Genomic DNA, 24,313 nt, shown 5'->3' with positions numbered 1-24,313 from the left:
CCGCGGGCGGCGGTGGCCGTTGACGGAGTGATCGTATAGCATCCTGCATATCTTTTCGGAGAAGGAGATCGCCCATGCCGCTTCCCTCCCCCGGCGCCGACCCGTCCGGCATCCTCGGCGTCGCCACCGGCTACATGGCCGCCAAACAGCTGTTCGCGGCCAGCGAGGCCGGCGTCTTCGCCGCGCTCGCCGCGGGCCCGGCCGGCGCGCCGGAACTGGCCGCCCGCACCGGCCTGCCCGAGCGCACCGCCCGGATCCTCGGCGACGCCCTGTCCGGCCTCGGCCTGCTGACCCGCGAGGACGGCCGCTACGCCAACACCTCCGCCACCGCCGCCTACCTGGCCGGCGCCGAGGACGGCGTGGACCTGCGCCCCTTCCTGGCCTTCCTCGACGCGATCAGCTACGGGCACTGGCTCGGGTTCGCCGAAACGACCCGGACCGCGAAGCCACAGCCCCTCGACCTCGCCGGCGACCGGATGCAGACGTTCATGGGCGGCGTGATGACCTACAACGCCCTGCACGCCCGCATGCTCGCCGAGGTCTTCGACTTCACCCCGTACCGGCGGATCCTCGACTTCGGCGGGCTGTCCGGCTCGTTCCTCGCCGAGGCCCTGACCGCCGCCCCCGACGCCCGCGGCACCTTCGCCTCCGCCGGCGAGCTGGTCGACTTCGCCCGCAAGGTCATCGACGACGCGGGCGCCGGCGACCGCGTCGAGGTCGTCCGCACCGACCCGGTGACCGGCGACGTCCCCGGGCTCCACGACCTCGTGCTGCTCGAACACGTCGTGCACCGGTTCGACGCCGGGCAGAACAGGGCCATCATAGAGCGGGCCCGGCGCGCCGCCTCCCCCGGCGCCACCCTCGTCCTGCTCGACTTCTTCCTCGACGCCGACCCGCACCAGCGCGCCATCGACGCCCTGCACGCCGGCGAGTACCTCGTCATCGACGGCACGGTCGTCCACCCCGAGGACGAGGTGCGCGGCTGGCTGAAGGACGCCGGCTGGGAACCGGTCGAGACCCGCGAGCTGCCCGGCAGCCCGCGGATCATCATCGCGGAGGCCCGGTGAGCGCCGGGCGGGCCGTCCTCGTGACGGGCGGAGCGAGCGGCATCGGCAAGGCCGTCGCCGCGGCCTTCGCCGCCGCGGGGGACCGCGTCGTGATCGCCGACCGGAACGAGGACGGCGCCGCCACCGCCGCCAAGGAGCTCGGCTGCGACGCCGTGACCCTGGACGTCACCGGCGCCGCGTCCGTCGCCGCCGGAGTCGCGCGCGCCACTGAGCTCGCCGGGCCCGTCGAGATCCTGGTGAACAACGCCGGCCTGGTCGCGGGCGGCGGTCCCCTCACCGCGCTGCCGCTGGAGGTCTTCGACACCGTCGTCGCCGTCAACCTGCGCGGCACCTTCACCGTCACCCAGGCCGTCGCGAACCAGATGATCGAGCGCGGCACGCGCGGCCGCATCGTCAACATCAGCTCGATCGGCGCGCGCCAGCCGACCGCCGGCCTCGGCCACTACGAGGCCACCAAGGCCGCGGTGGACGCTCTGACCCGCACCGCCGCGCTGGAGCTCGCCGGGCACGGCATCCGCGTCAACGGCGTCGCGCCGGGCCCCGTCCACACCCCGATGACCGCCGGGCTGATGGACGACCCGCAGGCCCGCGCCGCGTGGGAGGCCCGCATCCCCCTAGGCCGCATCGCCGCCACCGCCGACATCGCCCCGCTGGTCGTCTTCCTGGCCTCCGACCAGGCCGCCCACATCACCGGCGCGATCGTCCAGGTCGACGGCGGCCAACTCCTCACCTGACAAGCCCCGGACGCGCCGGTCCCCTCCCCCTCGCCCGGCCCAGGGCCCCGGCGCGTCCGGCCCGCACACCCGAGTCCGGACCAGGCGGCTTGAGCCCCGTCCCCAACGGTTTGGACTCCAACGCCGGTGGTTCGAAGCTCAGCCACCGGTCACGGGCAGGCACGCGGAGCGAGCGCCAGCGAGCGGAGCGGGCCTGCCCGACGACGGACAAGGCGTTTCGCGCGGAGCGCTAGCGGAGCGGGAAACGCCTTGTCCGTCGCAACGGGGGTTCCAGGGGGTCGCCCCCCTGGGAAAACACAGCCACGGGCAGGCACGCGGAGCGAGCGCTAGCGAGCGCAGCGGGCATGCCCGGCGGTCGGTGAGCCGTTTTGCCGCGGAGCTCTAGCGGAGCGGGAAAACGGTTCGCCGACCGTGACGGGGGTTCCAGGGGGTCGCCCCCCTGGGCTAACGCTGTTTAGCGCTGTGGAGGGCGTCGGCGGTGGCGTTCTTGTGGGCGCAGGCGACGCGTTCGATCTCGGCGGGGTCGGCGCCGCCGGAGATGAGCGCGAGGATCCGCTCGTGCTCCTCGACCGAGCGGCGGGCGCGGCCGGGGACGTAGCTGAAGGTGGAGCGGCGCATGTGGTCGAGGCGGGTCCACTCGGCTTCGAGGAGGGAGCGCAGGTGGGCGTCCGGGCAGTGCTCGTAGATGGAGAAGTGGAACTCGCGGTTGAGGGCGGTGAACGCGGTCGGGTCGAACTCCTCCAGCGCCTCCACCATCCGGTCGTTGATCTTGCGGGAGGCGTCGATGTGCGCGGCCTTCATGAACGGGGCGGAGATCGCGGTGGCGTACCCTTCCAGCCGCGCGAGGATCTGCAGGGTGTGCTCGACCTGCTCGGCGTCGAAGACGGCGACGCGGGCGCCGACGTTGCGGACGACCTCGACCAGCCCGTCGGACTGCAGGCGGCGCAGCGCCTCGCGCAGCGGGATCGTGCTGACCCCGGTCTCCTGCGCGAGCTGGTTGATGACCAGCCGGTATCCGGGCACGTAGGTGCCCTCGAGGATGCGCGACCGCAGCAGTTCGTAGCAGAACTCTGCCTTGCTCTCCTTGCCCTGGTCCTGCTTCCTGGCGGAACTCACCCGGTTCTCCTCATCGTCGGCCCGCACCCCCGGTCCCGTTCGGCGGCCGGGTCACCGCGCCAGCGCGTCCAGGAGGGCCTCCCGGAAGCGCGCCCCGCCCGGCACCTCGTGGTGGGCGCCGGGGACGGTCACCAGCCCGGCCCCGCCGAGTCCCTCGGCGAGGTCCCCGATTCCTCGGGTCAGGTCATCATTCTCGCCGACGACGAAGACGGGAAGGACCTTCGCGTTCCAGGGGCCGCCGGCGAACGGCGTGGAGCGCAGTCCTTCGACGCAGCGGGCGAGGCCGGGCGCGCGGTCGCCGTGCGCCGTGACCATGGCGGCGATGGCCGCGGTGAACGGGTCGGCGCAGGGGGTGCCGTCGGCGACGTGCCGGTGCAGGGCGGCGATGTCGACGGCGGTGAACGGCTCGGCGGGGCTGAGCCCGCCGAGGACGGACCGTTCCACCCGGCCGGGCGCGGTGGCGGCGATCTCCCAGGCGATGCGGGCGCCGAGGGAGTATCCGGCGATGTCGAAGGCGGTGGCGCCGGCGTCGTCCATGACGGCGAGGAGGGCGGCGGCGAGCGCGGGGGCGGTGGCGCCGGCGGCCGTGCGCGGGGCGGGGCTGGCGCCGTGGCCGGGCAGGTCGGGCACGACGACGGTGCGGCCGGCGGCGGTGAGGGCGGCGGCGGTGCCGGTGTCGATCCAGTCGGCCGCCCCGTCGGAGCCGAAGCCGTGCACGAGCAGCACGGGCGGCGCGTCGACGGGCTCGGCGGGGGTGAGCGTGCGGGCCGCGAGGCCGCCTCGGTCGCGCATCCTTCAAGCACCTCCTAGAGGATTTCGTACACGATTTGCGATCATACTGCACGGACCCGGCCGTTTCCGCGGCGCGATCCGCTGAACGGTCCGCGCCGCTTCCCCGAAGACCGAACTCTCGATATTGTGCATGACTTCATATACGATTTCCTCTACCCCTCGTCCGACAGCCGTCCGCCACAGGAGAGCCCCTCGTGCCGCACCCGCTGGGCAACCGGCCCTCGAAGGTCATCGCCGTCCATCTGAACTTCCCCTCCCGGGCCCGCGAGCGCGGCCGGATCCCGGCGCGGCCGTCCTACTTCCTGAAGCCGCCGTCCTCGCTGGCCGGCGCCGGCGACCCGCTGGTCCGGCCGGCGGGCTGCGAGCTGATGACGTTCGAGGGCGAGATCGCCCTGGTCATCGGGCGCACCGCCCGGCACGCCTCCCCCGCGGACGCCTGGGAGCACGTCGGCTGGGTGACCGCGGCCGACGACGCCGGCGTCCACGACCTGCGCTACGCCGACCGCGGCTCCAACCTGCGCTCCAAGGGCGCGGACGGCTTCACGCCCGTCGGCCCGCGGCTGCTCGACGCCCGCACGGTGGACCCGCGCGGGCTGCGCGTGCGCACCTGGGTGAACGGCGAGCTCGTCCAGGACGACACCAGCGACGCGCTGCTGTTCCCGTTCGCCGACCTGGTCGCCGACCTGTCCCGCCTGGTCACGCTGGAGCCCGGCGACGTCATCCTCACCGGCACCCCGGCCGGGGCGTCCGTCGTCTCGCCCGGCGACACCGTCGAGGTCGAGGTGACCGCCGGGTCGCAGTCGACCGGACGGCTGCACAACACGGTCGTCGAGGCGGACCGCGCGCTGCCCGGCTGGGGCGCGATGCCCCGCGTGGACGAGGCGGTCCGCGCGGACGCGTGGGGTTCGGCGTACCGGCCGAAGCCCGCCCTCGATCCGGCCGCCGAGGAGGCCCTGCGCGGGCTGTCGACCGCGACGCTCAGCTCCCAACTGCGCAAGCGCGGCCTGCAGCACATGTCGATCGACGGCGTCCATCCCGCCGGCGGCGACGTGAAGATGGTCGGCACCGCGCACACCCTGCGCTACCTGCCGCTCCGCGAGGACCTGTTCACGGCGCACGGCGGCGGCATGAACGCGCAGAAGCGGGCCGTGGAGGAGCTGCGGCCCGGGCAGGTGCTGGTCATGGACGCCCGCCGCGACACCACCGCCGGGACGATCGGCGACATCCTCGCGCTGCGCGCCGCCAAACGGGGCGCGGCCGGCGTCGTCACCGACGGCGGCCTGCGCGACAGCGCCACCGTCGCCGGCCTGGACGTCCCGGTCTTCCACGGCGGCGCGCACCCGGCCGTCCTCGGCCGCCGGCACGTCCCGTGGGACACCGGCCTGCCGATCTCCTGCGGCGGCGCGCTCGTCCAGCCCGGCGACGTGCTGGCCGGCGACGCCGACGGCGTCGTCGTGATCCCCCCGGACCTCGTCGGGGCGCTCGTCGCGGACGCGGCCGAGCAGGAGGCGCAGGAGCGCTTCATCACCGAGCGCGTCGCCGCCGGCGAGCCGATCGACGGCCTGTACCCGCTCGGCCCGCGCTGGCGCGAGGCGTACGAGACCTGGCGCCGCGACGGCCGCTGAGCAGCCCTTTCCCCGTCCCCCGAGGAGGAGACTTGAAGTTCCGCACCGACCCGGCCACGATCCGGGGGTCCATCGCCCCGGTGGTGACGCCGTTCACCGCCGACGGCGCCCTCGACCTCGACGCGCTGCGCGGGCTGGTCCGCTGGCAGCTGGAGTCCGGCTCGCACGGCATCTCGCTCGGCGGGTCCACCGGCGAGCCGAGCGCGCAGACCACCGGGGAGCGCATCGAGGCGATCCGCGCCGCCGCCGACGAGATCGCCGACCGCGTGCCGTTCCTGCCCGGCACCGGATCGGCGAAGCTGGAGGAGACCCTCGAGGTCACCGCCGCGGCCCGGGACGCCGGCGCCGACGCCGCCCTGGTGATCACTCCGTACTACGCCCGGCCGACGCAGGACGCGCTGTACGAGTGGTACGCGACGGTCGCCCGCGAGTTCCCCGACCTGCCGATCGTCGTCTACAACGTGCCGTCCCGCACCGCCGTGGACATCGCGCCCGGGACGGTCCGGCGGCTGTTCACCGATTTCGACAACGTCGTCGGGATCAAGGAGACCACCAAGGACTTCGAGCACTTCTCCCGCGTCCTGCACGCCTGCGGGCCGGAGCTGCTCGTCTGGTCGGGGATCGAGCTGCTGTGCCTGCCGCTGCTCGCGCTCGGCGGCGCCGGGTTCGTCAGCGCCGTCGCCAACCTCGCCCCGGACGCGGTCGCCCGCATGTACGAGCTGTGGACGGCCGGCGACCACGCCGCCGCCCGCGACCTGCACTACCGGCTGCACCCCCTGGTGGACCTGCTGTTCGCCGAGACGAACCCGGCGCCCGCCAAGTGGGTGCTGGAGCGGCACGGCCGGATCCCGTCCGGGCGCGTCCGGCCGCCGCTGACCGGCCCGTCCGGCGACGCGCGGGCCCGCATCAGCGCGCTGCTCGACCAGGCCGGCGACCTCACCGCGGGCCTGGCGCGGCGGTCCTGAGCCGCGCCGCCGCCCCGACCACCGAACCGGAAGAGAGCACGATGCCCCTCCCCTCCAGCCCCCGCCCCGCCGGACTGCCGGACCGCATCCGGCACTGGATCGGCGGCGCGCACGCCGACAGCGCCGGCGGCGCGGTCTTCGACGTCGCCGACCCCGTCTCCAACGCGCCCTACGCCGTCGCCGCCGCGGGCGGGCCCGCCGACGTCGACCGCGCCGTCGCCGCGGCGAAGGCCGCGTTCACCGCCTGGTCGGGCCTCGGGAACCGCGAGCGCGCGAACGTCCTCACCCGCGTCGCCGACGCGGTCGAGGCGCGCGAGGACCGGCTCGCCGAACTGGAGTCGTTCGACTCCGGGCTGCCGATCGCCCAGGCGCGCGGGCAGGCCCGCCGCGCCGCGGAGAACTTCCGCTACTTCGCCGACGTGATCGTCGCGCTCGGCGAGGAGTCCTACCGGGTCGGCGACCAGCAGATCAACTACGTGGTGCGCACGCCCGCGGGCGTCGCCGGGCTGATCACCCCCTGGAACACGCCGTTCATGCTGGAGAGCTGGAAGCTGGCGCCGGCGCTGGCGGCCGGCTGCACGCTGGTGCTCAAGCCCGCCGAGTGGACGCCGCTGTCGGCCGGCCTGTGGCCGGAGATCCTCACCGAGGCGGGCGTGCCCGCCGGGGTCGTCAACATCGTGCACGGCATCGGCGAGGTCGCCGGGCAGGCCCTCGTCGACCACCCGGACGTGCCGCTGCTGTCGTTCACCGGCTCCACCGACACCGGCCGGCACATCATGCGCTGCTCCGCCGACGGCCTGAAAGCGCTGTCCATGGAGCTGGGCGGCAAGTCCCCGGTCGTGGTGTTCGCCGACGCCGACCTCGACGCCGCGCTGGACTCGGTCGTGTTCGGGGTGTTCTCCCTCAACGGCGAGCGCTGCACCGCCGGGTCCCGCGTCCTGGTGGAGCGGCCCGTCTACGAGGAGTTCACGCGCCGGCTCGCCGAGCGCGCCGACAAGGTCAGGGTCGGGCCGCCGGCCGACCCGTCCACCGAGGTCGGCGCGCTCGTGCACCCCGAGCACTACGCCCGCGTCATGGACTACGTGGACATCGGCCGGCGCGAGGCGAGGCTCGTCGCGGGCGGCGAGCGGCCCGGCGGCCTCCCGGCGGGCAACTACCTGCGGCCGACGGTGTTCGCCGACGTCCCGCGGGACGCGCGGATCTTCCAGGAGGAGATCTTCGGGCCGGTCGTGGCCGCCGCGCCGTTCGACGGCGAGGCCGAGGCGGTCGAGCTCGCCAACGCCACCCGCTACGGCCTCGCCGCCTACGTGTGGACGAGCGATCTGCGCCGCGGCCACCGCATCGCCGCCGCGGTCGCCTCCGGTATGGTCTGGATCAACTCGCACAACGTCCGTGACCTGCGCACTCCCTTCGGCGGCGTGAAGGACTCGGGCCTCGGCCGCGAGGGCGGCGCGCACAGCATCGACTTCTTCTCCGAGTCCAAGATCGTGCACGTCATGCTCGGCGAGGCCCGCACGCCTCGCTTCGGCGCCTAGGAGCAGAGCACATGAGCACTCCCCCCGACGTCGTCCGCTCCGCGTACGCGCAACTGGCCGTCACCGACCTCGCGGCGGCCCGCTGGTTCTGGGTCGACATGCTCGGCCTGCACGTCCAGCACGAGGACGCGGACGCCCTCTACCTGCGGGGCACCGACGAGCTCACGCACCACTCCCTCGTGCTGCGGGCCGGCCCCGTCGCGGCGCTGGACCACATCGCCTACCGGGTCCGCGCGCCCGAGGACGTGGAACGCGCCGGACGGTTCTTCGCCGCGCTGGGACGGCCCGTCCGGCGCGTCCCCGCCGGCACCGGGACGCACGGTGTCGGCGACGCCGTCCGGGTCGTCGACCCGCTCGGCTTCACCGTCGAGTTCTTCCACGCCATCGCGCGCGGCGAGCGCCTCATCCAGCGCTACGACCTGCACCGGGGCGCGCGGATAGCGCGGCTCGACCACTTCAACGTCTGCACGCCCGACATCCCCGCCGCGTACGCGCACTACCGCTCGCTCGGGTTCGGCTGCTCCGAGACGATCGAGGGCGACGAGCACGAGCTGTACGCGGCATGGATGTACCGCAAGCAGACCGTCCACGACGTCGCGTTCACCGGCGGCGCCGGCCCGCGCCTGCACCACGTCGGGATGGCGACCCACGAGTCGCACCAGGTGCTGCACATCGCCGACGTGTTCGGCTCGCTCGGCAAGGAGCACCACATCGAGCGCGGCCCCGGCCGGCACGGCGTGTCCAACGCGTTCTACGTCTACCTGCGCGACCCCGACGGGCACCGGGTGGAGATCTACACCTCCGACTACTACACCGGCGACCCCGACCACGAGACGTACCGGTGGAACGTCCACGACGACCGCCGCCGCGACTTCTGGGGCAACGCGGTGATCGAGTCCTGGTACAAGGAGGCGTCGCCCGTCCTCGACCTGGACGGCGCGGTCCAGCCGGTGTCGGAGTCGGTGCTCGACGAGTCGGCGGTGCAGGTGGGCGCCGACGGCCTCGGCATCGTGGACGGGACGTAGGGCTAGCCCCGGCTCAGGGGCGGCCCCGGCTCAGGGGCGGCCCCGGCTCAGGGGCGCGGGGCGGCGAGGTCGTCGGAGCGCCCGGCTTCGAGCCGGGACAGCTGCGCCGTCGGCCGCCCGGCGGAGCGCCAGTTGCCGCCGTCGTTCTCGCGCGGCCGCGGCCATCCGGCGGGCGAGTCCTCCCAGCGCTCCTGCCGCCCGTACACGGTCATGTCGAGCAGCCCGCAGGTCGGCGCCAGCGGCTCGACGCCGCGGCCGGTCGTCCAGTACGTCTCGAAGACCCGGTCGCCGTCCCGCAGGTAGCACGCCAGGCCGAAGGCGCTGCGGTCCGCGTGCAGGGCGCCGATGGAGTCCCGTGCCGAGTACCAGGGGACGTCCCAGCCCATGAAGTCGCGGTAGCGGACGCTGACCTCGTACGGGCCCTTGCAGAACGTGGCGTAGGTGACGTCGCGCGCGTGCAGGTAGGACAGCTCCCGCACCTGCGAGTTGAAGAACGTGCACCCCTCGCACTGCTCGGCTGCGGGGTGGCCGTCGTGCCACATGTGGAAGTAGGCGATGAGCTGCGTGCGGCCCTCGAACGTCTCGAGCAGCGTGACGGGCCCGTCCGGGCCGGTCAGCGGCGTGTCCGCGGGCACCTCCACCATCGGCAGCCGCCGGCGCGCCGCCGCGATCGCGTCGCCCTCGTGGGTGTGCGCCTTCTCTCGCACCAGCAGCGCGTCCCGTTCGGCCTGCCAGGTCGCCCGGTCGACGATCGGGGGCAGCGCCCCGGCGCCGATGTCCGCGTGGGCCGTGTTCGTCCGGTCGTTCATGATTCCTCCGTATGCCGTGTGCCGTTGTTCTTGCGAGGTGACCGCTCGAGGTGGTCCCTGAGCGCGTCGAGGCGGTCGTCCCAGTCGCTCGCCAGTACCGCGAGGAACTGCTGCGCCACCCGCATCGGCGCGGTGCGCACCCGGTAGCGGATCCGGCGCCGCTCCCCCGGTTCGGCCGTCACCAGGCCCGCTTCGGTGAGCAGGGCGAGGTGCTTGGCGATCGCCTGCCGTGTGATCGGCAGCCGGACGGCCAGGTCGGTGGCGGTCGCCGGGCCGTCCGCGGCCAGCGCCGCCAGGACGGACCGCCGGGACGGGTCGGCGAGCGCGGCGAAGACCCGCTCGGCGGTCGCCTCGAGGTCAGGCCGCATCGAGGTGCTCGGCGAGCTCGCCCAGTTCCGATGCCCAGCCGCCGACGTGGGCGTCGTACTCCTCCTGGTAGACGTCCTCGGGGAGCTGGGCGAAGCCTGTCTCCACCACGTGCAGCGCCGTGCCCGCGCCCGCCGGTTCGAGCGTGAACTCGACGTAGGTGCGGCGCGGGTCGTCCTCGGGCAATCCCTTGACCTGCCAGGTGAAGCCGAACACCCGCGGCTCCTCGACCCGTTCGACGCGCATGGCGACGGCCGACCCGTCGCTCCAGCCCATCCAGGCCGCGCCGCCCGGGCGGGGGTCGATCGCCGCCTCTTCGCCGAACCAGGCGGCCAGCCCCTCGGCCGTGGTGAGCGCCGCCCACACCTTCGCGGGCGGTGCGCCGAGCTGGACGGTGCGTTCGATCCGATCGGGGAATCCCATGGCGGCCTCCTATAGCAACCCAACGGTTGCCACACTATAGCAACCGATCGGTTGCGTCAATGGCCGGCCTCAGGCGTCGAGCAGGTCGAGGACCTCAGAGTCCAGGCCGATGTCCGGATCGGCCGCATACGCGGCGCGCAGCGCGCCCGCCAGGGTCGCCGCCGCGAGGGCCGCCAGCCGGTCGCGCGGGACGTCGCGGTGCCGCAGGTGGTCGATGATGACCTCGTCCAGGTAGCCGACCCAGCCGCGCATCGTGGTGCGCAGCGCGGGACGGGCCGGATCGGGGACGCCGAGCGCGTCCAGCAGCCGCCGCGCGCCCTGCCAGCGCAGGTCCTCGACGATCGCGCGGACCTCCGGATCGGACCCGTTGCCCCCGCGCATCACCGCCAGGAACCCGGCGGCGTTGGCCTCCATGAAGGCGATGTGCCGGTCGAGCGCGTCGCGCAACTGCTCCCCCGGCGTCGCGCCCTCGGGCCCGGCCTCGTGGACGACCCGCAGCCGGTCGGCGGCGGCGCGGATCGTCGCGAGGTACAGGCCGCGCTTGTTGCCGAAGTGGTGCGCGATCAGCCCGTAGGCGACGCCCGCCCGTTTCGCTATCTCGGTGGTGGTGACCTCGTCGTAGGGGCGGTCGGTGAACAGCTCCGCGGCGGCGTCGATCAGCATCTGCCGGCGGTCAGGCCGGGCCATCGGCGGCTCCCTCGCATTGACGTGCGGTCGCGGACGAGTCTAGCCTCACGAACTGATTGATAATCAGTCAATAACGGAGGCGATGATGGCCCGAATGGAGCCGGCGGACACGCCGGTCCTGCTCACCGGCGCGTCCAGCGGGATCGGCCGCGCCCTGGCGTTCGCGCTGGCCGGACGCGGCGCGCGGCTGGCGATCGCGGCGCGCCGGCGGGACGCGCTGGACGAGGTGGCCGACCGGATCGCGGACCGCGGCGGCCCGCGCCCGCACGTGATCGAGGCCGACCTGTCGCGTCCGGGCGCCGCCGCCGAGCTGGCCGGCGCGGCGGTGGACGCGCTGGGCGGCGTGCGGGTGCTGGTCAGCAACGCCGGCGTGGGGCTCGTCGCGGCCCAGGGCGAGCTCGGCGACGGCGCCGCCGCGCGGGTGCTGTTCGAGACGAACTTCTGGTCGCCGCTCGCGCTGGCCCGCGAGCTGCTGCCCGGGATGCGCGGCGGCGGCGTGATCGTCAACGTCACGTCCACGCTGCAGGCGCTGCCGGTCCCGATGCTCGGCCACTACGGCGCGGCGAAGGCCGCGCTCGCGCACGCCACCCGCACGCTGCGCAACGAGCTGCGCGGCACCGGCGTCACCGTCCTGGAGTACGTCCCCGGCGCGACCGACACCGGCGCCCGCGACGTCGGCCTGCTGCCCTGGCGCGGGCGGCCGGTGCGCACGCTCCCGCCGGTGTCCCCCGAGTCCGCCGCGCGGGCGATCGTGCGGGCGGTCGAGCGCGGCGAGCGGCGCCGCGTCCACCCGCTCCCCTCGCTGCTGCCGCTGGAGGTCCCGGCGATCGGACGGCTGGCGGCGCGGGCCGCGGCGCGCCGGATTCAGGTGCCGCGGAGCTTGTCAACTACTCGGCCGTGAAGGACCGAGCTTGTTGGCTCGGTCAGGAAGGGCTCCGCTTATGCTCCCGACTGCCCTTTACGGCGGGACGGTCACGGGTCACATCGCCGGTCCTGGCCGTTCAGGCGGGGGCCGGTTTGGGCATGTTGACGAATACCCACGCCGAGCGTGCGCGGTCGCGCACGTTGACCCCGGCGACGACGTCGGCGGGCCCAGCGAGACCGCACCGGCGACAGCAGAAATGGTCCCGAGTGGGGCGGTTGCCGCGCTCGGTGTGGCCGCAGCGCGGGCAGCGCTGCGAGGTGTAGGCCGGGTCCACCTCGAGGAACGGCACGCCGGCGCGGCGGGCCTTGTAGGCGATGAACGCCCCGAGCTGGTGGAACGGCCAGGACGACTGCCGTGCTCGCTGGTCGCGTCGAACCGTGACCCGCTCGCGGATCCCCTGGAGTTGTTCCAGGGCGATACCGCGTTCGGTGCGTTGGGCGACAGCAACGACGGTCTTGGAGATCACATGGTTGATGTGTGTCGCGTGCCGCGACTCGCGGCGTGCACGCTTCTTCAGCAGTTGCGCGGCCGAGCGTGTCTTCTGGCCTGGATCTCGGCCTTCTTACGGGCCTGCCAGCGGCGGTAGCGGTCCAGGCGCCGCCCCGAATGGTTGTCGCCGTCGCTGGTGGTGGCCAGATTGGCGATGCCCCGGTCCACCCCGATCCAGTCCCTCGGCTCGTACCGCTGGGCTTCGGGGACCTCGCAGGTGGCGACCAGGAACCACTTCCCGTCCCGGCGGACCAGGTCCGATTCGCCCTGGCGGTATTGGACGAGTTGCTTGAGCGCGGCCGCCGAGCAGGCGAAGCGGACGGTTTTCAGACGTCCATCCATGGTCCAGATGGACACGGTCTGGGCGTCGTAGTTCCACGAGGCGCACCGGTCGTCGTAGGTGTGCGCGGCACCGGCGCGGAAGGCTATGGGCTTGGAGACGGCTTTGCGGCGCCGCTTGGAGCCCTCGCCACCGAGGTTCCCGGCCCGCAGGTTGGCCCGCAGCGTGGTGTAGGCGTCCACGACCCGTTTGATGACGTGCTGCGCGGCCTGCGCACCCAGACCGCGGGCCTTGAGATCGCCGTAGGCCAGCGACCGCAGGTCCTTGACCGAGCCCTTGAGCCCGTAGGTCTCGAACGAAGCGGCCGAGACCCGGTTCGCGCACTGGTTGACCGTATGCAGGGTCCGCTCGAGCGCCGCCGCCTGCGTGGCGTCCGGGATGAGCTTGACCTGCACCACGATCTTCACATCGTGACCATATCATTACCCTGTGCAACTTCGATGAGGTCGGCCGTGCCGTCACCGTCGAGCGGCAGGACCTGGACGAGCACCGCAGCGACCTCGCCCGCTGGGGGCCGCCGGAGGTCGCCGAGGCGCTGATCTGCACCGCGGTCGCGGCCATCGACGTGCCGCCGCCCGTCACCGGGAACGTCGAACGGATCACCGGGCGCCCGGCCCGCACGTTCGCCGCCTGGGCCCGCGACCACGCCGCCGGCTTCCGCTAGCCGGACGGCTCGTCGGGCAGCGTCGGCACCGCGATCCCCGGGTCTCGGCCGAGCAGCACCGCTCGGGTGATCGCGGCCGACCCGAACCGGCCGCGGACGCCGTCGACGGCGGCGTCCGCGGCCGCGCCCGCCTCGAACGGCAGCGCGAGCTGCATGATCCGGTCGTCGTGCAGCGAGCCGAGCGACACCCCGATCAGCGTCAGCCCGCGCTCGGCGACCAGCGGCGCGGCGCCGCCGAGCAGCCGGCGCGCCGCGTCCAGCAGGACGGACGTCTCGGCCGTGGCCTGCGGCAGCGTGTGCGAGCGGGACGCGCGCGCGTAGTCGCCGAACCGCAGCCGCAGCGTGACCGTCCGGCACACGCGGTGGGCGCCGCGCAGGCGTCCCGCGAGCCGGTCGAGGAGGCCGACGAGGATCGCGTCCAGCTCGTCGGGCCGCCTCTGCCTGCGCCCGAGCGCGCGCTGGGCGCCCATGGAGCGGCGCCGGACCCCGGTGCGGACGGGCCGCGGGTCCCGGTTGCGGGCGAGCGCGTGCAGGTGCCGTCCCGCGCCGGGCCCGAGCATCGACACCAGCGTCGCCTCCGGCATGTCGGCGACCTCGCCGACCGTCGCGACGCCGTAGGCGGCGAGCTTGGCGGCGGTCGCCGGGCCCACGCCCCACAGCCGCCGCACCGGCAGCGGGCGCAGGAACTCCAGCTCCCCCTCCGGCGGCACGACGAGCAGCCCGTCGGGCTTGGCGACGCCGCTGGCCACCTTCGCCAGGAACTTCGTGCGCGCCACGCCGACGGTGATCGGCAGCCCGACCTCCTCGGCCACCCGCCGCCGCAGCCCGGCCGCGATCCCGGCGGGCGTCCCCGCGATGCGGCGCAGGCCGTCCACGTCGAGGAACGCCTCGTCGATCGACAGGCCCTCCACCAGCGGCGTCGTCGCGCGGAACAGCGCGAACACCGCCTTGCTCGCCGCGGCGTAGGCCTCCATCCGGGGCCGGACGACCACGGCACCGGGGCACAGCCGCCGCGCCTGCCCGCCGCTCATCGCGGTGCGGACGCCGTGCGCCTTGGCCTCGTAGCTGGCCGCCAGCACCACGCCCCCGCCGACGATCACCGGCCGCCCGCGCAGCGCGGGGTCGTCGCGCTGCTCGACCGACGCGTAGAACGCGTCCAGGTCGGCGTGCAGGATCGTGGCGGCGGCGGGCACGAACATATGTTCGCATACACGCCCCTGACCTGCACCGGGGGCGCCCGGTCAGCCCTTCGTCGCGCCGGCGGTGAGGCCGCCGATCAGCTGGCGCTCGGCGACGGAGTAGAACGCGATCGCGGGGACCATCGCCAGCACGATGTAGGCGATGACGAGCGCGTAGTTCGTCGCGTACTGCCCCTGGAACTGCTGGATGCCGACCGGGATCGTCTGCCATTTCTGGCCGCCCAGCACGAGCAGCGGCAGGAGGAAGTTGTTCCAGCTCGTCACGATGGCGAGGACCGACACGGTGCCGAGCGCGGGCCGCGCCATCGGCAGCAGGATCCGCCAGAAGAACCCGAACCGGGTGCAGCCGTCCATGACGGCGGCCTCCTCCAGCTCGGCGGGGATCGTCCGGAAGAAGGACCGCAGGATGATGAGCGTCATCGGCAGCGCGAACGCGGCCTGCGGCAGGATCACGCCGAGGGGGTTGTCGAGCAGCCCGAACGAGCGCAGCAGGACGAACAGCGGCAGCACCGCCACCGCGGGCGGGAACATCAGGCCCGCCGCGAACAGCGTGAAGAAGAACTCGCGGCCGCGGAAGGCGTAGCGGGCGAACGCGAACGCCGCCAGGGCGGCGGCCGCCACGGTGATCAGCGTGGTCGCGACCGCGATCAGCACGCTGTTGCCGATCTGCCGCCAGAAGGTGTCCGACGACAGGATGCCGGTGTAGTTCGACACCTTCCATGGATGCGGGAGCCCGGCGGGGTCCGTGGTGAGGTCGCCCGTGGTCTTGAACCCGGAGATGACGGCGTACAGCAGCGGGACGACGACGAAGGAGCCGAGCACCCACACCAGCGCGTGGCGGGACAGGCCCCGGACTGCGGCCGCCCTCATCGCGCGCCACCCGCCGACGTGACCGCGCCCTCCAGGTCGCGGCGCAGCGCGTAGCGCTGGTACAGCAGGGAGAAGACCATGCTGATGAGGAACATCGCCACGCTGATCGCGCTCGCGTAGCCCATCTGGTACCGCTTGAAGCCGAACTGGAACATGGTGACGGCCATCGTCTCCGTGGAGTTGGTCGGCCCGCCCGTCGTGGTGACCCACACCAGGTCGAACAGCTGGATCGAGCCGATGACGGACAGGAACACGCTGATCCGCAGGGTCGGCGCGAGCAGCGGCAGCGTGACCGAGCGGAACCGGCGCCACGGCCCGGCCCCGTCGATGGCGGCCGCCTCCAGAATCTCGGCCGGGACGCCCTGCAGCCCGGCGAGGTAGATCATCATGTGGAAGCCGAAGTACTTCCAAGTCATGACGGCGAACAGGGTGGGCAGCGCGGTGCCGGGGTCGGAGAACCACTTGCCGGCGAGGCCGCCGACCAGCGGCAGGCCGCCGACGAGCTCGTCGGCGAGCCCGCTGCCGGGCAGGAAGATGATGCCGAACAGCACGCCGGCGATCACCTCGGACAGGATGTAGGGCGCGAAGAAGACCGCGCGGTACACCGCGCGGCCCCGCATCCGCTGGTTCAGCAGGACGGCGGTGCCGAGCGCGATCGGCAGCTGGACGACCAGCGACAGCACGACGATCAGCAGGCCGCGCCACAGGTCGCCGCGGAAGACCGGGTCGGCGGCGAGCTTGCGGTAGTTGCCGAGGCCGACGAAGTCCTCCGGGCGGCCGAAGCCGCCCCACTTGAAGAGGCTCGTGTAGAGGGCGACGGCGATCGGGATCAGCACGAACAGGAAGAACAGCAGCAGGGCCGGCAGCAGGAACCAGGTGGTGGCCGCCCAGCCGCGCAGCCGCCGGCCGAGCGGCGCCCGGGAGCCCCGCTCGCGCGGGGTCCGGGCGGTGCGCCGCCGGTCGCCGGCCGCGGCGGGCAGCGTGAGGGGTTCGGTCATTGGCTCTTGGCCGCCTTGGTGACCTGCTGCGCGACCTGCTCCGGTGTCGCCTTGCCACCGATGAGCGCGGCGACGCTGTCGTTGACCTGCTGCCCGACGGCGGGCGGGAACGCCTGGTCCAGGTACAGCTGGAATCCGGTGGAGGTGCCGAGCGCATCGGCGACCTGCTTGCGGTTGGCGTCGAGTGCGTTCTCGGCGCCCTTCACGACCGGCATGAAGGCGCCGGAGGAGACGAGCTCGTGCTCGTTCTCGGCGTTGAGCATGAAGGCGAGGAAGTCGACGGCCTCCTTGGGGGCGTCCTTGCCGAGCGCGTGGCCGTTGCCGCCGCCGAACACGTCGGTGAGGGCGCCCTGCCCGCCGTCGACGGCCGGGAAGGGGAACCAGCCCTCGTCGTCGCCGATGCCCTTGCCGGAGGCGTCCTTCTCCACCGCCGGCGCCCACTGCCCCATCAGCTCCATGGCGGCCTTGCCGGCGCCGACGCTCGCGGCCTCCCCGCCGGGGGCGTCGAATCCGGCGTTCTGGAAGCCGGGCTGGAACGGCTGCAGGTCGACGAGTTCCTTGAGGTGCTGCCCGGCGCCGGCGAACGCGGGCGCGGTGAAGTCGTTGGTCTTGGCGGCCTGCTCCATCGCGGGCATCCCGCCGACGCGCATCGCGAGGTAGGCCCAGTAGTACATGCCGGGCCACTTGTCCTTGCCGCCGAGCGCGATGGGGGTGATCCCGGCGGCCTTGAGCTTGCGGACGTCGTCCAGGAACTCCGCCCAGGTCTTCGGCGGGGCCTTGATGCCGGCCTTCGCGAAGTGCCGCTTGTTGTACCAGAACCCGACCATGCCCATGTCGTACGGGACGGCGTAGGTCTTCCCGTCGAACTGGTACGGCTTCTGCGACACCGGGGTGATGGTGTTCAGCAGGCCGGACGCGGGCGAGGTGAGGTCCTTGACGAGCCCGGCGTCGATCTGCTGCTTGAGGACGCCGCCGCCCCAGGTCACGAAGATGTCGGGCAGCTTCCCGGAGGCGGTGAGGGCCGTCATCTTCGACTTGAACGCCTCGTTCTCCAGGTTGGTGAGCTTGATCTTCACGTTCGGGTGCGCGGCCTCGTACGCCTTGGCGATCTTCGGGTAGATCGTCTTGGACGGCTCGGTGGTGGCGATGTCCATCCATTCGATCGTGACCTTGCCGTCCGATCCGGAGCCGCCGTCGCCGCAGGCGGCGAGCAGCGGCGCGGCGGTGAGCGCGACCGCCCCTGCGGAGACTGCGGTCAGGAACGAGCGGCGCGACGGGTGGGGGATGCCCATGGTGGTCTCCTGGATGGGGGTGGGCGGCGGCCGGAGCGGAGGGCGCTCCGCTCGAAACATTTCGAAACTCTTCGAGGCTCCGTTGCCGTGGAACTCTAAGAACGCACTCCCCTGCGGTCAAGGGTTCGCGCGCACTTGCCCGCACTCGGGCCGCTGAACTCGGCACCGTTCCGGGCTAGGAGTGAGCGAAACATTGCGATACTGTTCGCAATCGTTTCCTCGGGGAGGAGAGAAGCGTGCCCGTGCGCACCACCGACGAGATGCCGGACCCGCCGTCCCGGCCGACGCTGGCCGTCATCGCGGCCGAGGCGGGGGTCTCCCCCGCCACGGTGTCCAAGGTCCTCAACGGCCGCAGCGACGTGGCCGCCGCGACCCGCGAGCGGGTGGAGGCGCTGCTGCGCACCCACCACTACCCCGGCCCCGGCGGCGTCGCCCGGCGCGCCCGCCGGTCCGGGCTGATCGACCTGGTGCTCGCCGGGCTGGACAGCCCGTGGGCGGTGGAGATCCTGCGCGGCGTCGAGGCCGAGTGCGCCGAGCACGGCACCGGCGTCGTGGTCTCGCTCGTCCGCGACGACGACGCCCGCCCGCCGAGCTGGCAGAACCTGCCCGCCCTGCACCACAGCGACGGCGTGATCCTCGTGACGTCCCGGATGACGCACCGCCAGCGCGCCCAGCTGGAGAAGGCGGGCGTCGGGCTCGTGCTGGTCGACCCGGTGAACCTGCCGGACACCGACATCGCCAGCGTCGGCGCCACCAACTGGGCCGGCGGCCTCGCCGCCACCGAGCACCTCATCGGCCTCGGCCACCGCCGCATCGGGATGATCGGCGGGCCCGCCGACATGCTGTGCACGCAGGCCCGCGTCGACGGCTACCGGACGGCGCTGGAGCGCGCCGGGATCGAGGTCGACAAGGACCTCGTCCGGTACGGCGACTTCCACCACCGCGGCGGCTTCGCCCGCACCCGCGAGCTGCTGGAGCTGCCCGCCCCGCCGACCGCGATCTTCGCCGGCAGCGACGAGCAGGCCATGGGCGCCTACCAGGCGGCGCGGCTCGCCGGCCTGCGCATCCCCGAGGACCTCAGCGTCGTCGGCTTCGACGACCTGCCGACCTGCGAGTGGCTGTCGCCGCCGCTGACCACCGTCCGGCAGCCGCTGGAGGAGATGGGCCGCGTCGCCGCCCGCACCCTGCTCCAGCTGCTGGACGGCCGCCCGCCGCTGACCCCGCGCGTGGAACTGGCCACCGACCTGCGCGTCCGCTCGTCCACCGCCCCGCCGCCCCCCGCCCCGCCGGTCCCCACGGAGGAACGATGACCGAAGCCGTCCCGGCCGCGCGCGCGACCGGCGAACCGTGGCGGGACCGCGCCCTGCCGGCCGCCGCGCGGGTCGCCGACCTGCTGGCCCGCATGACGCCGGAGGAGAAGGCGGGGCAGCTCGCCGGCTACTGGGCGATGCCCGCCGAACCCGGCGAACCCGTGGCCCCGATGGAGGACGACTCGCACGAGACCGCGCCGTCCCTGGACGAGGTGGTGGGGCACGGCCTCGGGCAGCTCACCCGCGTGTTCGGGACCGCGCCCGTCGCGGCGGCGGAGGGCGCGGCACGGCTGCGCGACCTGCAGCGCCGCGTCGCCGCCGGCAACCGTTTCGGCATCCCGGCGATCGCGCACGAGGAGTGCCTCAACGGCTTCATGACCTGGGGCGCGACCATCTTCCCGAGCCCGCCCGCGTGGGGCGCCACGTTCGACGCCGCGCTCGTCGAGGAGATGGCCGCCGCGATCGGCTCGGCGATGCGGTCGGCGGGCGTCCACCAGGGCCTCGCGCCGGTGCTGGACGTCGTCCGCGACGCCCGCTGGGGCCGGACGGAGGAGTGCCTCGGCGAGGACCCGTACCTCGTCGGCGTCCTCGGCACCGCCTACGCGCGGGGGCTGGAACGATCCGGCGTCGTCGCGACGCTCAAGCACTTCGCCGGCTACTCCGCGTCCCGCGACGGCCGGAACATGGCGCCCGCGCCGATCGGGCCGCGCGAGTTCGCCGACGTGGTCCTCGAACCGTTCGTCATGGCGCTGCGCGAGAGCGGCGCCCGGGCGGTCATGCACTCCTACACCGACGTGGACGGCATGCCCGCCGCCGCCGACGAACGCCTGCTCACCCGCCTGCTCCGCGACGAGCTCGGCTTCACCGGCGCCGTCGTCGCCGACTACTTCGGCATCTCGTTCCTGGAGACCCGCCACCGCGTCGCCGGCTCGCAGGGCGAGGCCGCCGCCGCCGCGCTGCGCGCCGGCGTCGACATGGAGCTGCCGACCGTCCGCTGCTACGGCCCGCCGCTGATCGAGGAGGTGCGGCGCGGCGCCGTCCCCGAGGAACTGCTCGACCGCGCCGCCGCCCGCGTCCTGACGCTCAAGGCCGGACTCGGCCTCCTCGACGGCCCGCCCTCCCCCGCCGGAACGGCACCGGACCTCGACCCGCCGGAGCACCGGGCGCTGGCCCGGCGCGTCGCCGAGGAGTCGGTGGTGCTGCTCGCCAACGACGGCGTGCTCCCGCTGGCGTCCGGCGCGCGGGTCGCGCTGGTCGGCGCGCTGGCGGACGACCCGTTCGCGATGCTGGGCGCCTACACCTTCCCCGGCCATGTCGGGCACGGGCATCCGGACCTGCCCCTGGGCGTCGAGATCCCGACGCTGGCGGAGGCGCTCCGCGCCGAGGGCGCCGACCTGCGGGTCGCGGCAGGCGGGGACGCGGTGGAGCCCGGCGACGCCGACATCGCGGCCGCCGCCGCGGCGGCCCGGGACGCGGACGTCTGCGTCCTCGCGCTCGGTGACCGCGCCGGGATGTTCGGCCGCGGCACGTCCGGGGAGGGCAGCGACGCCCGCACCCTCGCGCTGCCGGGCCGGCAGGCAGACCTCGCCGCCGCCGTCCTGGACACCGGCACGCCTACCGTCGTCGTCCTGTTCACCGGCCGCCCCTACGCGCTGGAGGGCGTCGCCGACCGCGCCGCCGCGCTCGTCCAGGCGTTCTTCCCCGGGCAGCAGGGCGGCCCGGCGGTCGCCGGGGTGCTGACCGGGCGGGTCGAGCCGTCCGGGCGGCTGCCGCTCGGCGTGCCGCTCCGCCCGTCCGGCCCGTCCGCCTCCTACCTGCGTTCGGCGATGGACGGCGCGCACGACTGGAGCACCGTCGACCCCGCGCCGCTGTACCCGTTCGGGCACGGCCTGACCTGGACCCGGTTCGAGTACGCCGACCTGCGGACCGACGAGCGCGCGGGCACCGGCGGGACGGTCACGGTCAGCGCGGTCGTCCGCAACGCCGGGGACCGCGCGGGCACCGAGGTCGTCCAGCTGTACCTCTCGGACCCGGTCGCGTCGGTGGTGCGGCCGGTGCGCTGGCTCGCCGGGTTCGCGCGGGTCCGGCTGGAGCCGGGCGAGGCGGCCCGCGTCGCATTCGAGGTGCACGCCGACCGGACCTCCTTCACCGGTCCTGACCTGCGGCGCGTCGTCGAACCCGGGGTGGTCGAGGTGGCCGTCGGGCGCTCCAGCGCCGACCTGCCGCTGCGCGGCTCGTTCAAGCTGGACGGCCCGGTCCGCGAGCCAGGCCGGGACCGCGTCCTGACCGTCCCGGTGCAGGTGACGCGGCTGTGAGGCGGTTTCGCAATCCCGTGCTGCCGGGCTGCCACCCCGATCCCTCGATCTGCCGCGTGGGCGACGACTTCTACCTCGTGACGTCGACGTTCGAGTGGTTCCCCGGCCTGCCGGTGCACCACAGCCGCGATCTGGTGCACTGGCGGCAGATCGGGCACGCCTTCGACCGGCCGGAGCAGCTCCCGCTGGACGGCGTCCCCGCCTCCGGCGGGCTGTACGCGCCGACGCTGCGGCACCACGACGGCACGTTCTATCTGGTGTGCACGCTGGTGGACGGGACGCAGTGGTCGGGCCACTTCGTGATGACCGCCGACGATCCGGCCGGGCCGTGGTCGGACCCAGTGCGGCTGGAGGGGGACGGCATCGACCCGTCCCTGTTCTTCGACGACGACGGCCGCGCCTGGTGCACCGGCACCCGGCCGACCGGGCGGTACGAAGGGCACACCGAGATCTGGCTGCGCGAGTTCGACCCGCGGTCCCTCGCCCTCGTCGGCGAGGAGCACGTGATCTGGGACGGGGCGCTGAAGGGCGCGATCTGGTCGGAGGGCTCCCACCTCTACCGCATCGGCGGCCGGTACTACCTGCTGACCGCCGAGGGCGGCACCGCGATGGACCACGCGGTGATGATCGCGCGCGCCGACCGCGTCACCGGCCCCTACGAGGGGAACCCCCGCAACCCGGTGCTGACCCACCGCGACCTCGGCGCCGACCATCCCGTCGTCGGGACGGGGCACGCCGACCTGGTGGAGACGCCGGACGGCGAGTGGTGGACGGTCCTGCTCGCCATGCGCCCGCACCACGGCGACCGCTGCGCCCTCGGCCGGGAGACGTTCCTCGTCCCGGTCACCTGGGAGGACGGCTGGCCGGTCACCGGCGGCCGGGTCGAGGGGGAGTACCCCGTGCCGTCGCTGCCGGAGCATCCGTGGCCGGCCGTCCCGGCGTGCGAGCAGTTCGACGGCCCGGAGCTCGACCCGTCCTGGACCATGCTGCGCACGCCCCGCGAGCGGTGGTGGAGCCTCACCGACCGTCCCGGGCACCTGCGGCTGCGCCCGCGTCCGGAATCGCTCGCGGACGTCGCCAACCCGTCCTTCCTCGGCCGTCGGCAGCGGCATCCGGAGTTCGCCGCCTTCACCGCCCTGGAGTTCGCCCCCGCCGACGACGAGGAGGCGGGGATCGCGCTCCTGCAGAACAACGACTTCCACGTCGTGCTGGCCGTGACGGGCGGCGGGCTGCGGCTGGCGAAGCGGGAGCAGGGCGTCACGACCGTCCTGGCCGAGGCGCCGGCCGTGCCGGGGGTCGCCGGGCTCGGTTTCGAGGCCCACGGCCGCTGGTACCGGGCGTCGTACTCCCCGTGTCCGGGGCGATGGGAGCCGCTGGGCGGCCCCATCGACGGCGACCTCCTGACCAGCCAGGTCGCCGGGGGCTTCACCGGCGTCCTCGTCGGCCTCTACGCCACCTCCAACGGCCGGCCGAGCACGAACCACGCCGACTTCGACTGGTTCGAGTACCTCCCGCTCTAGAGGAGGCGGGCCGGGTCGGCGATGACGCGCTCGATGACGAGGCCGGCGGCGCCGAGGACCGCGGCGCCCTCGGCCAGGCCCGACACCTCGACCGGCGGGACGGCGCGGCGCAGCGACCCGGTCCCCGCGGCGAGGACGTCCCGGAGCGGCGGGCGGATCCACGCGGCGAGCGGTGAGAACACCCCGCCGAGGACGATCGCGTCGGGGTCGATGAGGTTGACGACGGAGGCGAGCGCGCCGCCGAGCGCGCGGCCCGCGCGCTCCACCGCGGCGAGCGCGGCGGCGTCGCCGGCGTTCAGCCGGTCGAGGAGCGCGTTCACCGAGCCGTCGGGGCCGGTGACCGTCCGCGCCTGCGGGATCCCGGCGGCGCGCAGCATCGCCTCCTGACCTGCGACCTGCTCCAGGCAGCCGCGCCCGCCGCACGAGCAGGGCGGGCCGGACGGGTCGGTGACCAGATGCCCGAGCTCGCCCGCGAAGCCGTGCGCGCCGCGGAAGACCCGGCCGTCCACGACGATGCCGGCGCCGATCCCGATCTCGCCGGAGACGTGCACGAAGTCGCCGAGCCCGGCGCCGCCGCCGAACCACAGCTCGCCGAGCGCGGCGAGGTTCGCCTCGTTGTCGTACTCGGCGGGCAGCGGCGCCGCGCCCGCCGGCACGGCGACGGGGACGTCCGTCCAGCCGAGGTTCGGTGCGTGCCGGACGACGGCGTGCTCGCGGTCGAGCAGGCCGGGCAGCGCGACGGCGGCGCCGGCGACCGCGAGGCCCTGGCCCGCGGCCGCCGCGACGGCCTCCGCGGCGAGCGCCGACAGCGCGGCGAGGACGTCGGCGGGCGCGCGGCCGCGGTTGTCGGCGCTGACCACGTGCCGGTACCGGACCTGCTTGCCGAGGTCCAGGACGCAGGCGGCGAGGTAGTCGACGTTCACCTCCAGCCCGAGCCCGGCGGCGCCGTCCCCCGCGACCGACACGCCGACGCCGGGCCGGCCGCGCTCCCCCTCGTGCACGAGAGCGCCGTCGCGGACGAGGCCCGCGCCCTCCAGCAGGCCGACGAGGTTGGAGACGGTGGTCTTGGTGAAGCCGGTCAGCTCGGCGAGCCGGGCCCGGGTGACGGGCTGGTGCCGGGCGACGTGCTCCAGCACGACGGCGAGGTTGCGACCGCGCATCGTCGCGTGCCGGACGGGCGCGTTCCCGGACTTCGTCATGAACCAACCCTAATTGAATCGCGTGCCTGGGCAGGGCCGATGCCGTCT

The 24,313-nt window shown here is 74.1% G+C and carries 23 protein-coding genes; 10 read left to right on the top strand and 13 right to left on the bottom strand.

Going from position 1 to position 24,313, the window contains the following annotated elements; genetic code table 11:
* Positions 1-74: 74 nt before the first annotated feature.
* Together J4709_RS25955 and J4709_RS25950 are read left to right on the top strand one after the other, a co-directional pair.
* Positions 75-1,067 carry a methyltransferase gene (locus J4709_RS25955; RefSeq protein ID WP_208244410.1) on the top strand — a complete coding sequence of 331 codons (993 nt, stop codon included), beginning with the start codon at positions 75-77 and terminating at the stop codon, positions 1,065-1,067.
* Positions 1,064-1,801 (top strand): SDR family NAD(P)-dependent oxidoreductase, encoded by a 738-nt coding sequence (locus tag J4709_RS25950; RefSeq protein WP_208244409.1) that lies wholly within the window; start codon positions 1,064-1,066, stop codon positions 1,799-1,801. Before J4709_RS25955 ends, J4709_RS25950 begins: the two co-directional genes overlap by 4 nt.
* 444 nt (positions 1,802-2,245) lie before the next feature.
* On the opposite strand, the gene J4709_RS55740 is transcribed toward J4709_RS25950, so the two are convergent.
* Together J4709_RS55740 and J4709_RS25940 are read right to left on the bottom strand one after the other, a co-directional pair.
* On the bottom strand, positions 2,246-2,917 hold the full coding sequence (locus J4709_RS55740) for a GntR family transcriptional regulator (RefSeq protein ID WP_208244408.1): 672 nt from the start codon (positions 2,915-2,917) through the stop codon (positions 2,246-2,248).
* 51 nt (positions 2,918-2,968) lie between these two features.
* Positions 2,969-3,709 (bottom strand): alpha/beta fold hydrolase, encoded by a 741-nt coding sequence (locus J4709_RS25940; protein WP_208244407.1) that lies wholly within the window; start codon positions 3,707-3,709, stop codon positions 2,969-2,971.
* Between the two features lie 194 nt (positions 3,710-3,903).
* On the opposite strand from J4709_RS25940, the gene J4709_RS25935 reads away from it, so the two are divergent.
* From J4709_RS25935 to hpaD, 4 genes are read left to right on the top strand one after another with little or no spacing between them, the layout of a single operon-like run.
* Positions 3,904-5,334 (top strand): fumarylacetoacetate hydrolase family protein, encoded by a 1,431-nt coding sequence (locus J4709_RS25935; protein ID WP_208244406.1) that lies wholly within the window; start codon positions 3,904-3,906, stop codon positions 5,332-5,334.
* A 32-nt stretch (positions 5,335-5,366) separates the two neighbouring features.
* Positions 5,367-6,299, top strand: coding sequence for a 4-hydroxy-tetrahydrodipicolinate synthase (dapA, locus tag J4709_RS25930; protein WP_208244405.1), 933 nt, complete (start codon positions 5,367-5,369; stop codon positions 6,297-6,299).
* A 41-nt stretch (positions 6,300-6,340) separates the two neighbouring features.
* Positions 6,341-7,834: a 5-carboxymethyl-2-hydroxymuconate semialdehyde dehydrogenase gene (gene hpaE / locus J4709_RS25925; protein ID WP_208244404.1), complete on the top strand. Its 1,494-nt coding sequence runs from the start codon at positions 6,341-6,343 to the stop codon at positions 7,832-7,834.
* 11 nt (positions 7,835-7,845) lie between these two features.
* Positions 7,846-8,859, top strand: coding sequence for a 3,4-dihydroxyphenylacetate 2,3-dioxygenase (gene hpaD, locus J4709_RS25920; RefSeq protein WP_208244403.1), 1,014 nt, complete (start codon positions 7,846-7,848; stop codon positions 8,857-8,859).
* 47 nt (positions 8,860-8,906) lie between these two features.
* On the opposite strand, the gene J4709_RS25915 is transcribed toward hpaD, so the two are convergent.
* The 4 genes from J4709_RS25915 to J4709_RS25900 form a co-directional block, all read right to left on the bottom strand.
* On the bottom strand, positions 8,907-9,668 hold the full coding sequence (locus J4709_RS25915; RefSeq protein ID WP_208244402.1) for a DUF899 family protein: 762 nt from the start codon (positions 9,666-9,668) through the stop codon (positions 8,907-8,909).
* Positions 9,665-10,036, bottom strand: coding sequence for an ArsR/SmtB family transcription factor (locus J4709_RS25910; protein WP_208244401.1), 372 nt, complete (start codon positions 10,034-10,036; stop codon positions 9,665-9,667). Before J4709_RS25910 ends, J4709_RS25915 begins: the two co-directional genes overlap by 4 nt.
* Positions 10,026-10,457, bottom strand: a complete 432-nt coding sequence (locus J4709_RS25905; protein ID WP_208244400.1) for an SRPBCC domain-containing protein — start codon at positions 10,455-10,457, stop codon at positions 10,026-10,028. Before J4709_RS25905 ends, J4709_RS25910 begins: the two co-directional genes overlap by 11 nt.
* A gap of 69 nt (positions 10,458-10,526) precedes the next feature.
* On the bottom strand, positions 10,527-11,144 hold the full coding sequence (locus tag J4709_RS25900) for a TetR/AcrR family transcriptional regulator (RefSeq protein WP_208244399.1): 618 nt from the start codon (positions 11,142-11,144) through the stop codon (positions 10,527-10,529).
* Positions 11,145-11,238: 94 nt separating this feature from the next.
* Between J4709_RS25900 and J4709_RS25895 the strand changes: the two genes are divergently transcribed.
* On the top strand, positions 11,239-12,045 hold the full coding sequence (locus tag J4709_RS25895) for an SDR family NAD(P)-dependent oxidoreductase (RefSeq protein ID WP_232384074.1): 807 nt from the start codon (positions 11,239-11,241) through the stop codon (positions 12,043-12,045).
* A 100-nt stretch (positions 12,046-12,145) separates the two neighbouring features.
* Here the strand turns inward: J4709_RS25895 and J4709_RS53615 are convergent, their stop codons facing one another.
* The 6 genes from J4709_RS53615 to J4709_RS25870 form a co-directional block, all read right to left on the bottom strand.
* Positions 12,146-12,535: a zinc ribbon domain-containing protein gene (locus J4709_RS53615; protein WP_307801557.1), complete on the bottom strand. Its 390-nt coding sequence runs from the start codon at positions 12,533-12,535 to the stop codon at positions 12,146-12,148.
* A gap of 47 nt (positions 12,536-12,582) precedes the next feature.
* Positions 12,583-13,305, bottom strand: coding sequence for a hypothetical protein (locus tag J4709_RS53610; protein WP_232384073.1), 723 nt, complete (start codon positions 13,303-13,305; stop codon positions 12,583-12,585).
* Between the two features lie 253 nt (positions 13,306-13,558).
* Complete coding sequence (dinB, locus tag J4709_RS25885; RefSeq protein WP_307801555.1) at positions 13,559-14,755, bottom strand: DNA polymerase IV; 1,197 nt, start codon at positions 14,753-14,755, stop codon at positions 13,559-13,561.
* A 48-nt stretch (positions 14,756-14,803) separates the two neighbouring features.
* Positions 14,804-15,631: a carbohydrate ABC transporter permease gene (locus J4709_RS25880; protein ID WP_208244396.1), complete on the bottom strand. Its 828-nt coding sequence runs from the start codon at positions 15,629-15,631 to the stop codon at positions 14,804-14,806.
* Positions 15,628-16,629, bottom strand: a complete 1,002-nt coding sequence (locus J4709_RS25875; RefSeq protein ID WP_208244395.1) for a carbohydrate ABC transporter permease — start codon at positions 16,627-16,629, stop codon at positions 15,628-15,630. The genes J4709_RS25880 and J4709_RS25875 overlap by 4 nt, the downstream gene beginning before the upstream one ends.
* Positions 16,626-17,921, bottom strand: coding sequence for an extracellular solute-binding protein (locus J4709_RS25870; RefSeq protein ID WP_173091614.1), 1,296 nt, complete (start codon positions 17,919-17,921; stop codon positions 16,626-16,628). The genes J4709_RS25875 and J4709_RS25870 overlap by 4 nt, the downstream gene beginning before the upstream one ends.
* Before the next feature lie 260 nt (positions 17,922-18,181).
* On the opposite strand from J4709_RS25870, the gene J4709_RS25865 reads away from it, so the two are divergent.
* The 3 genes from J4709_RS25865 to J4709_RS55735 are packed head-to-tail and all read left to right on the top strand — an operon-like array spanning position 18,182 to position 23,066.
* Positions 18,182-19,231, top strand: coding sequence for a LacI family DNA-binding transcriptional regulator (locus tag J4709_RS25865; RefSeq protein ID WP_208244579.1), 1,050 nt, complete (start codon positions 18,182-18,184; stop codon positions 19,229-19,231).
* On the top strand, positions 19,228-21,546 hold the full coding sequence (locus J4709_RS25860) for a glycoside hydrolase family 3 N-terminal domain-containing protein (protein ID WP_208244394.1): 2,319 nt from the start codon (positions 19,228-19,230) through the stop codon (positions 21,544-21,546). The genes J4709_RS25865 and J4709_RS25860 overlap by 4 nt, the downstream gene beginning before the upstream one ends.
* Positions 21,543-23,066 (top strand): glycoside hydrolase family 43 protein, encoded by a 1,524-nt coding sequence (locus J4709_RS55735; protein ID WP_208244393.1) that lies wholly within the window; start codon positions 21,543-21,545, stop codon positions 23,064-23,066. The genes J4709_RS25860 and J4709_RS55735 overlap by 4 nt, the downstream gene beginning before the upstream one ends.
* On the opposite strand, the gene J4709_RS25850 is transcribed toward J4709_RS55735, so the two are convergent.
* The gene (locus J4709_RS25850) at positions 23,063-24,265 is read right to left on the bottom strand and encodes an ROK family transcriptional regulator (protein ID WP_208244392.1); all 1,203 of its coding nucleotides are present in this window, start codon (positions 24,263-24,265) and stop codon (positions 23,063-23,065) included. The two genes, J4709_RS55735 and J4709_RS25850, sit on opposite strands and share 4 nt — an antisense overlap.
* Positions 24,266-24,313: the final 48 nt, after the last annotated feature.

Origin of the sequence: Actinomadura violacea (assembly GCF_017573465.1) — a bacterium.
Lineage (GTDB): Bacteria > Actinomycetota > Actinomycetes > Streptosporangiales > Streptosporangiaceae > Spirillospora > Spirillospora violacea.
The sequence above is the reverse complement of the archived record's forward strand: the minus strand, read 5'-3'. Positions and strand labels throughout refer to the sequence as shown.

Excerpts from the sequence above, each read along its gene's own strand:
- J4709_RS25955 (WP_208244410.1), top strand. The coding sequence starts at position 75 with ATGCCGCTTCCCTCCCCCGGCGCCGACCCGTCCGGCATCCTCGGCGTC.
- J4709_RS25940 (WP_208244407.1), bottom strand. The coding sequence starts at position 3,709 with ATGCGCGACCGAGGCGGCCTCGCGGCCCGCACGCTCACCCCCGCCGAG.
- hpaE (WP_208244404.1), top strand. The coding sequence starts at position 6,341 with ATGCCCCTCCCCTCCAGCCCCCGCCCCGCCGGACTGCCGGACCGCATC.
- hpaD (WP_208244403.1), top strand. The coding sequence starts at position 7,846 with ATGAGCACTCCCCCCGACGTCGTCCGCTCCGCGTACGCGCAACTGGCC.
- J4709_RS25915 (WP_208244402.1), bottom strand. The coding sequence starts at position 9,668 with ATGAACGACCGGACGAACACGGCCCACGCGGACATCGGCGCCGGGGCG.
- J4709_RS25910 (WP_208244401.1), bottom strand. The coding sequence starts at position 10,036 with ATGCGGCCTGACCTCGAGGCGACCGCCGAGCGGGTCTTCGCCGCGCTC.
- J4709_RS25905 (WP_208244400.1), bottom strand. The coding sequence starts at position 10,457 with ATGGGATTCCCCGATCGGATCGAACGCACCGTCCAGCTCGGCGCACCG.
- J4709_RS25900 (WP_208244399.1), bottom strand. The coding sequence starts at position 11,144 with ATGGCCCGGCCTGACCGCCGGCAGATGCTGATCGACGCCGCCGCGGAG.
- J4709_RS25895 (WP_232384074.1), top strand. The coding sequence starts at position 11,239 with ATGGAGCCGGCGGACACGCCGGTCCTGCTCACCGGCGCGTCCAGCGGG.
- J4709_RS25880 (WP_208244396.1), bottom strand. The coding sequence starts at position 15,631 with ATGAGGGCGGCCGCAGTCCGGGGCCTGTCCCGCCACGCGCTGGTGTGG.
- J4709_RS25875 (WP_208244395.1), bottom strand. The coding sequence starts at position 16,629 with ATGACCGAACCCCTCACGCTGCCCGCCGCGGCCGGCGACCGGCGGCGC.
- J4709_RS25870 (WP_173091614.1), bottom strand. The coding sequence starts at position 17,921 with ATGGGCATCCCCCACCCGTCGCGCCGCTCGTTCCTGACCGCAGTCTCC.
- J4709_RS25865 (WP_208244579.1), top strand. The coding sequence starts at position 18,182 with ATGCCGGACCCGCCGTCCCGGCCGACGCTGGCCGTCATCGCGGCCGAG.
- J4709_RS25860 (WP_208244394.1), top strand. The coding sequence starts at position 19,228 with ATGACCGAAGCCGTCCCGGCCGCGCGCGCGACCGGCGAACCGTGGCGG.
- J4709_RS25850 (WP_208244392.1), bottom strand. The coding sequence starts at position 24,265 with ATGACGAAGTCCGGGAACGCGCCCGTCCGGCACGCGACGATGCGCGGT.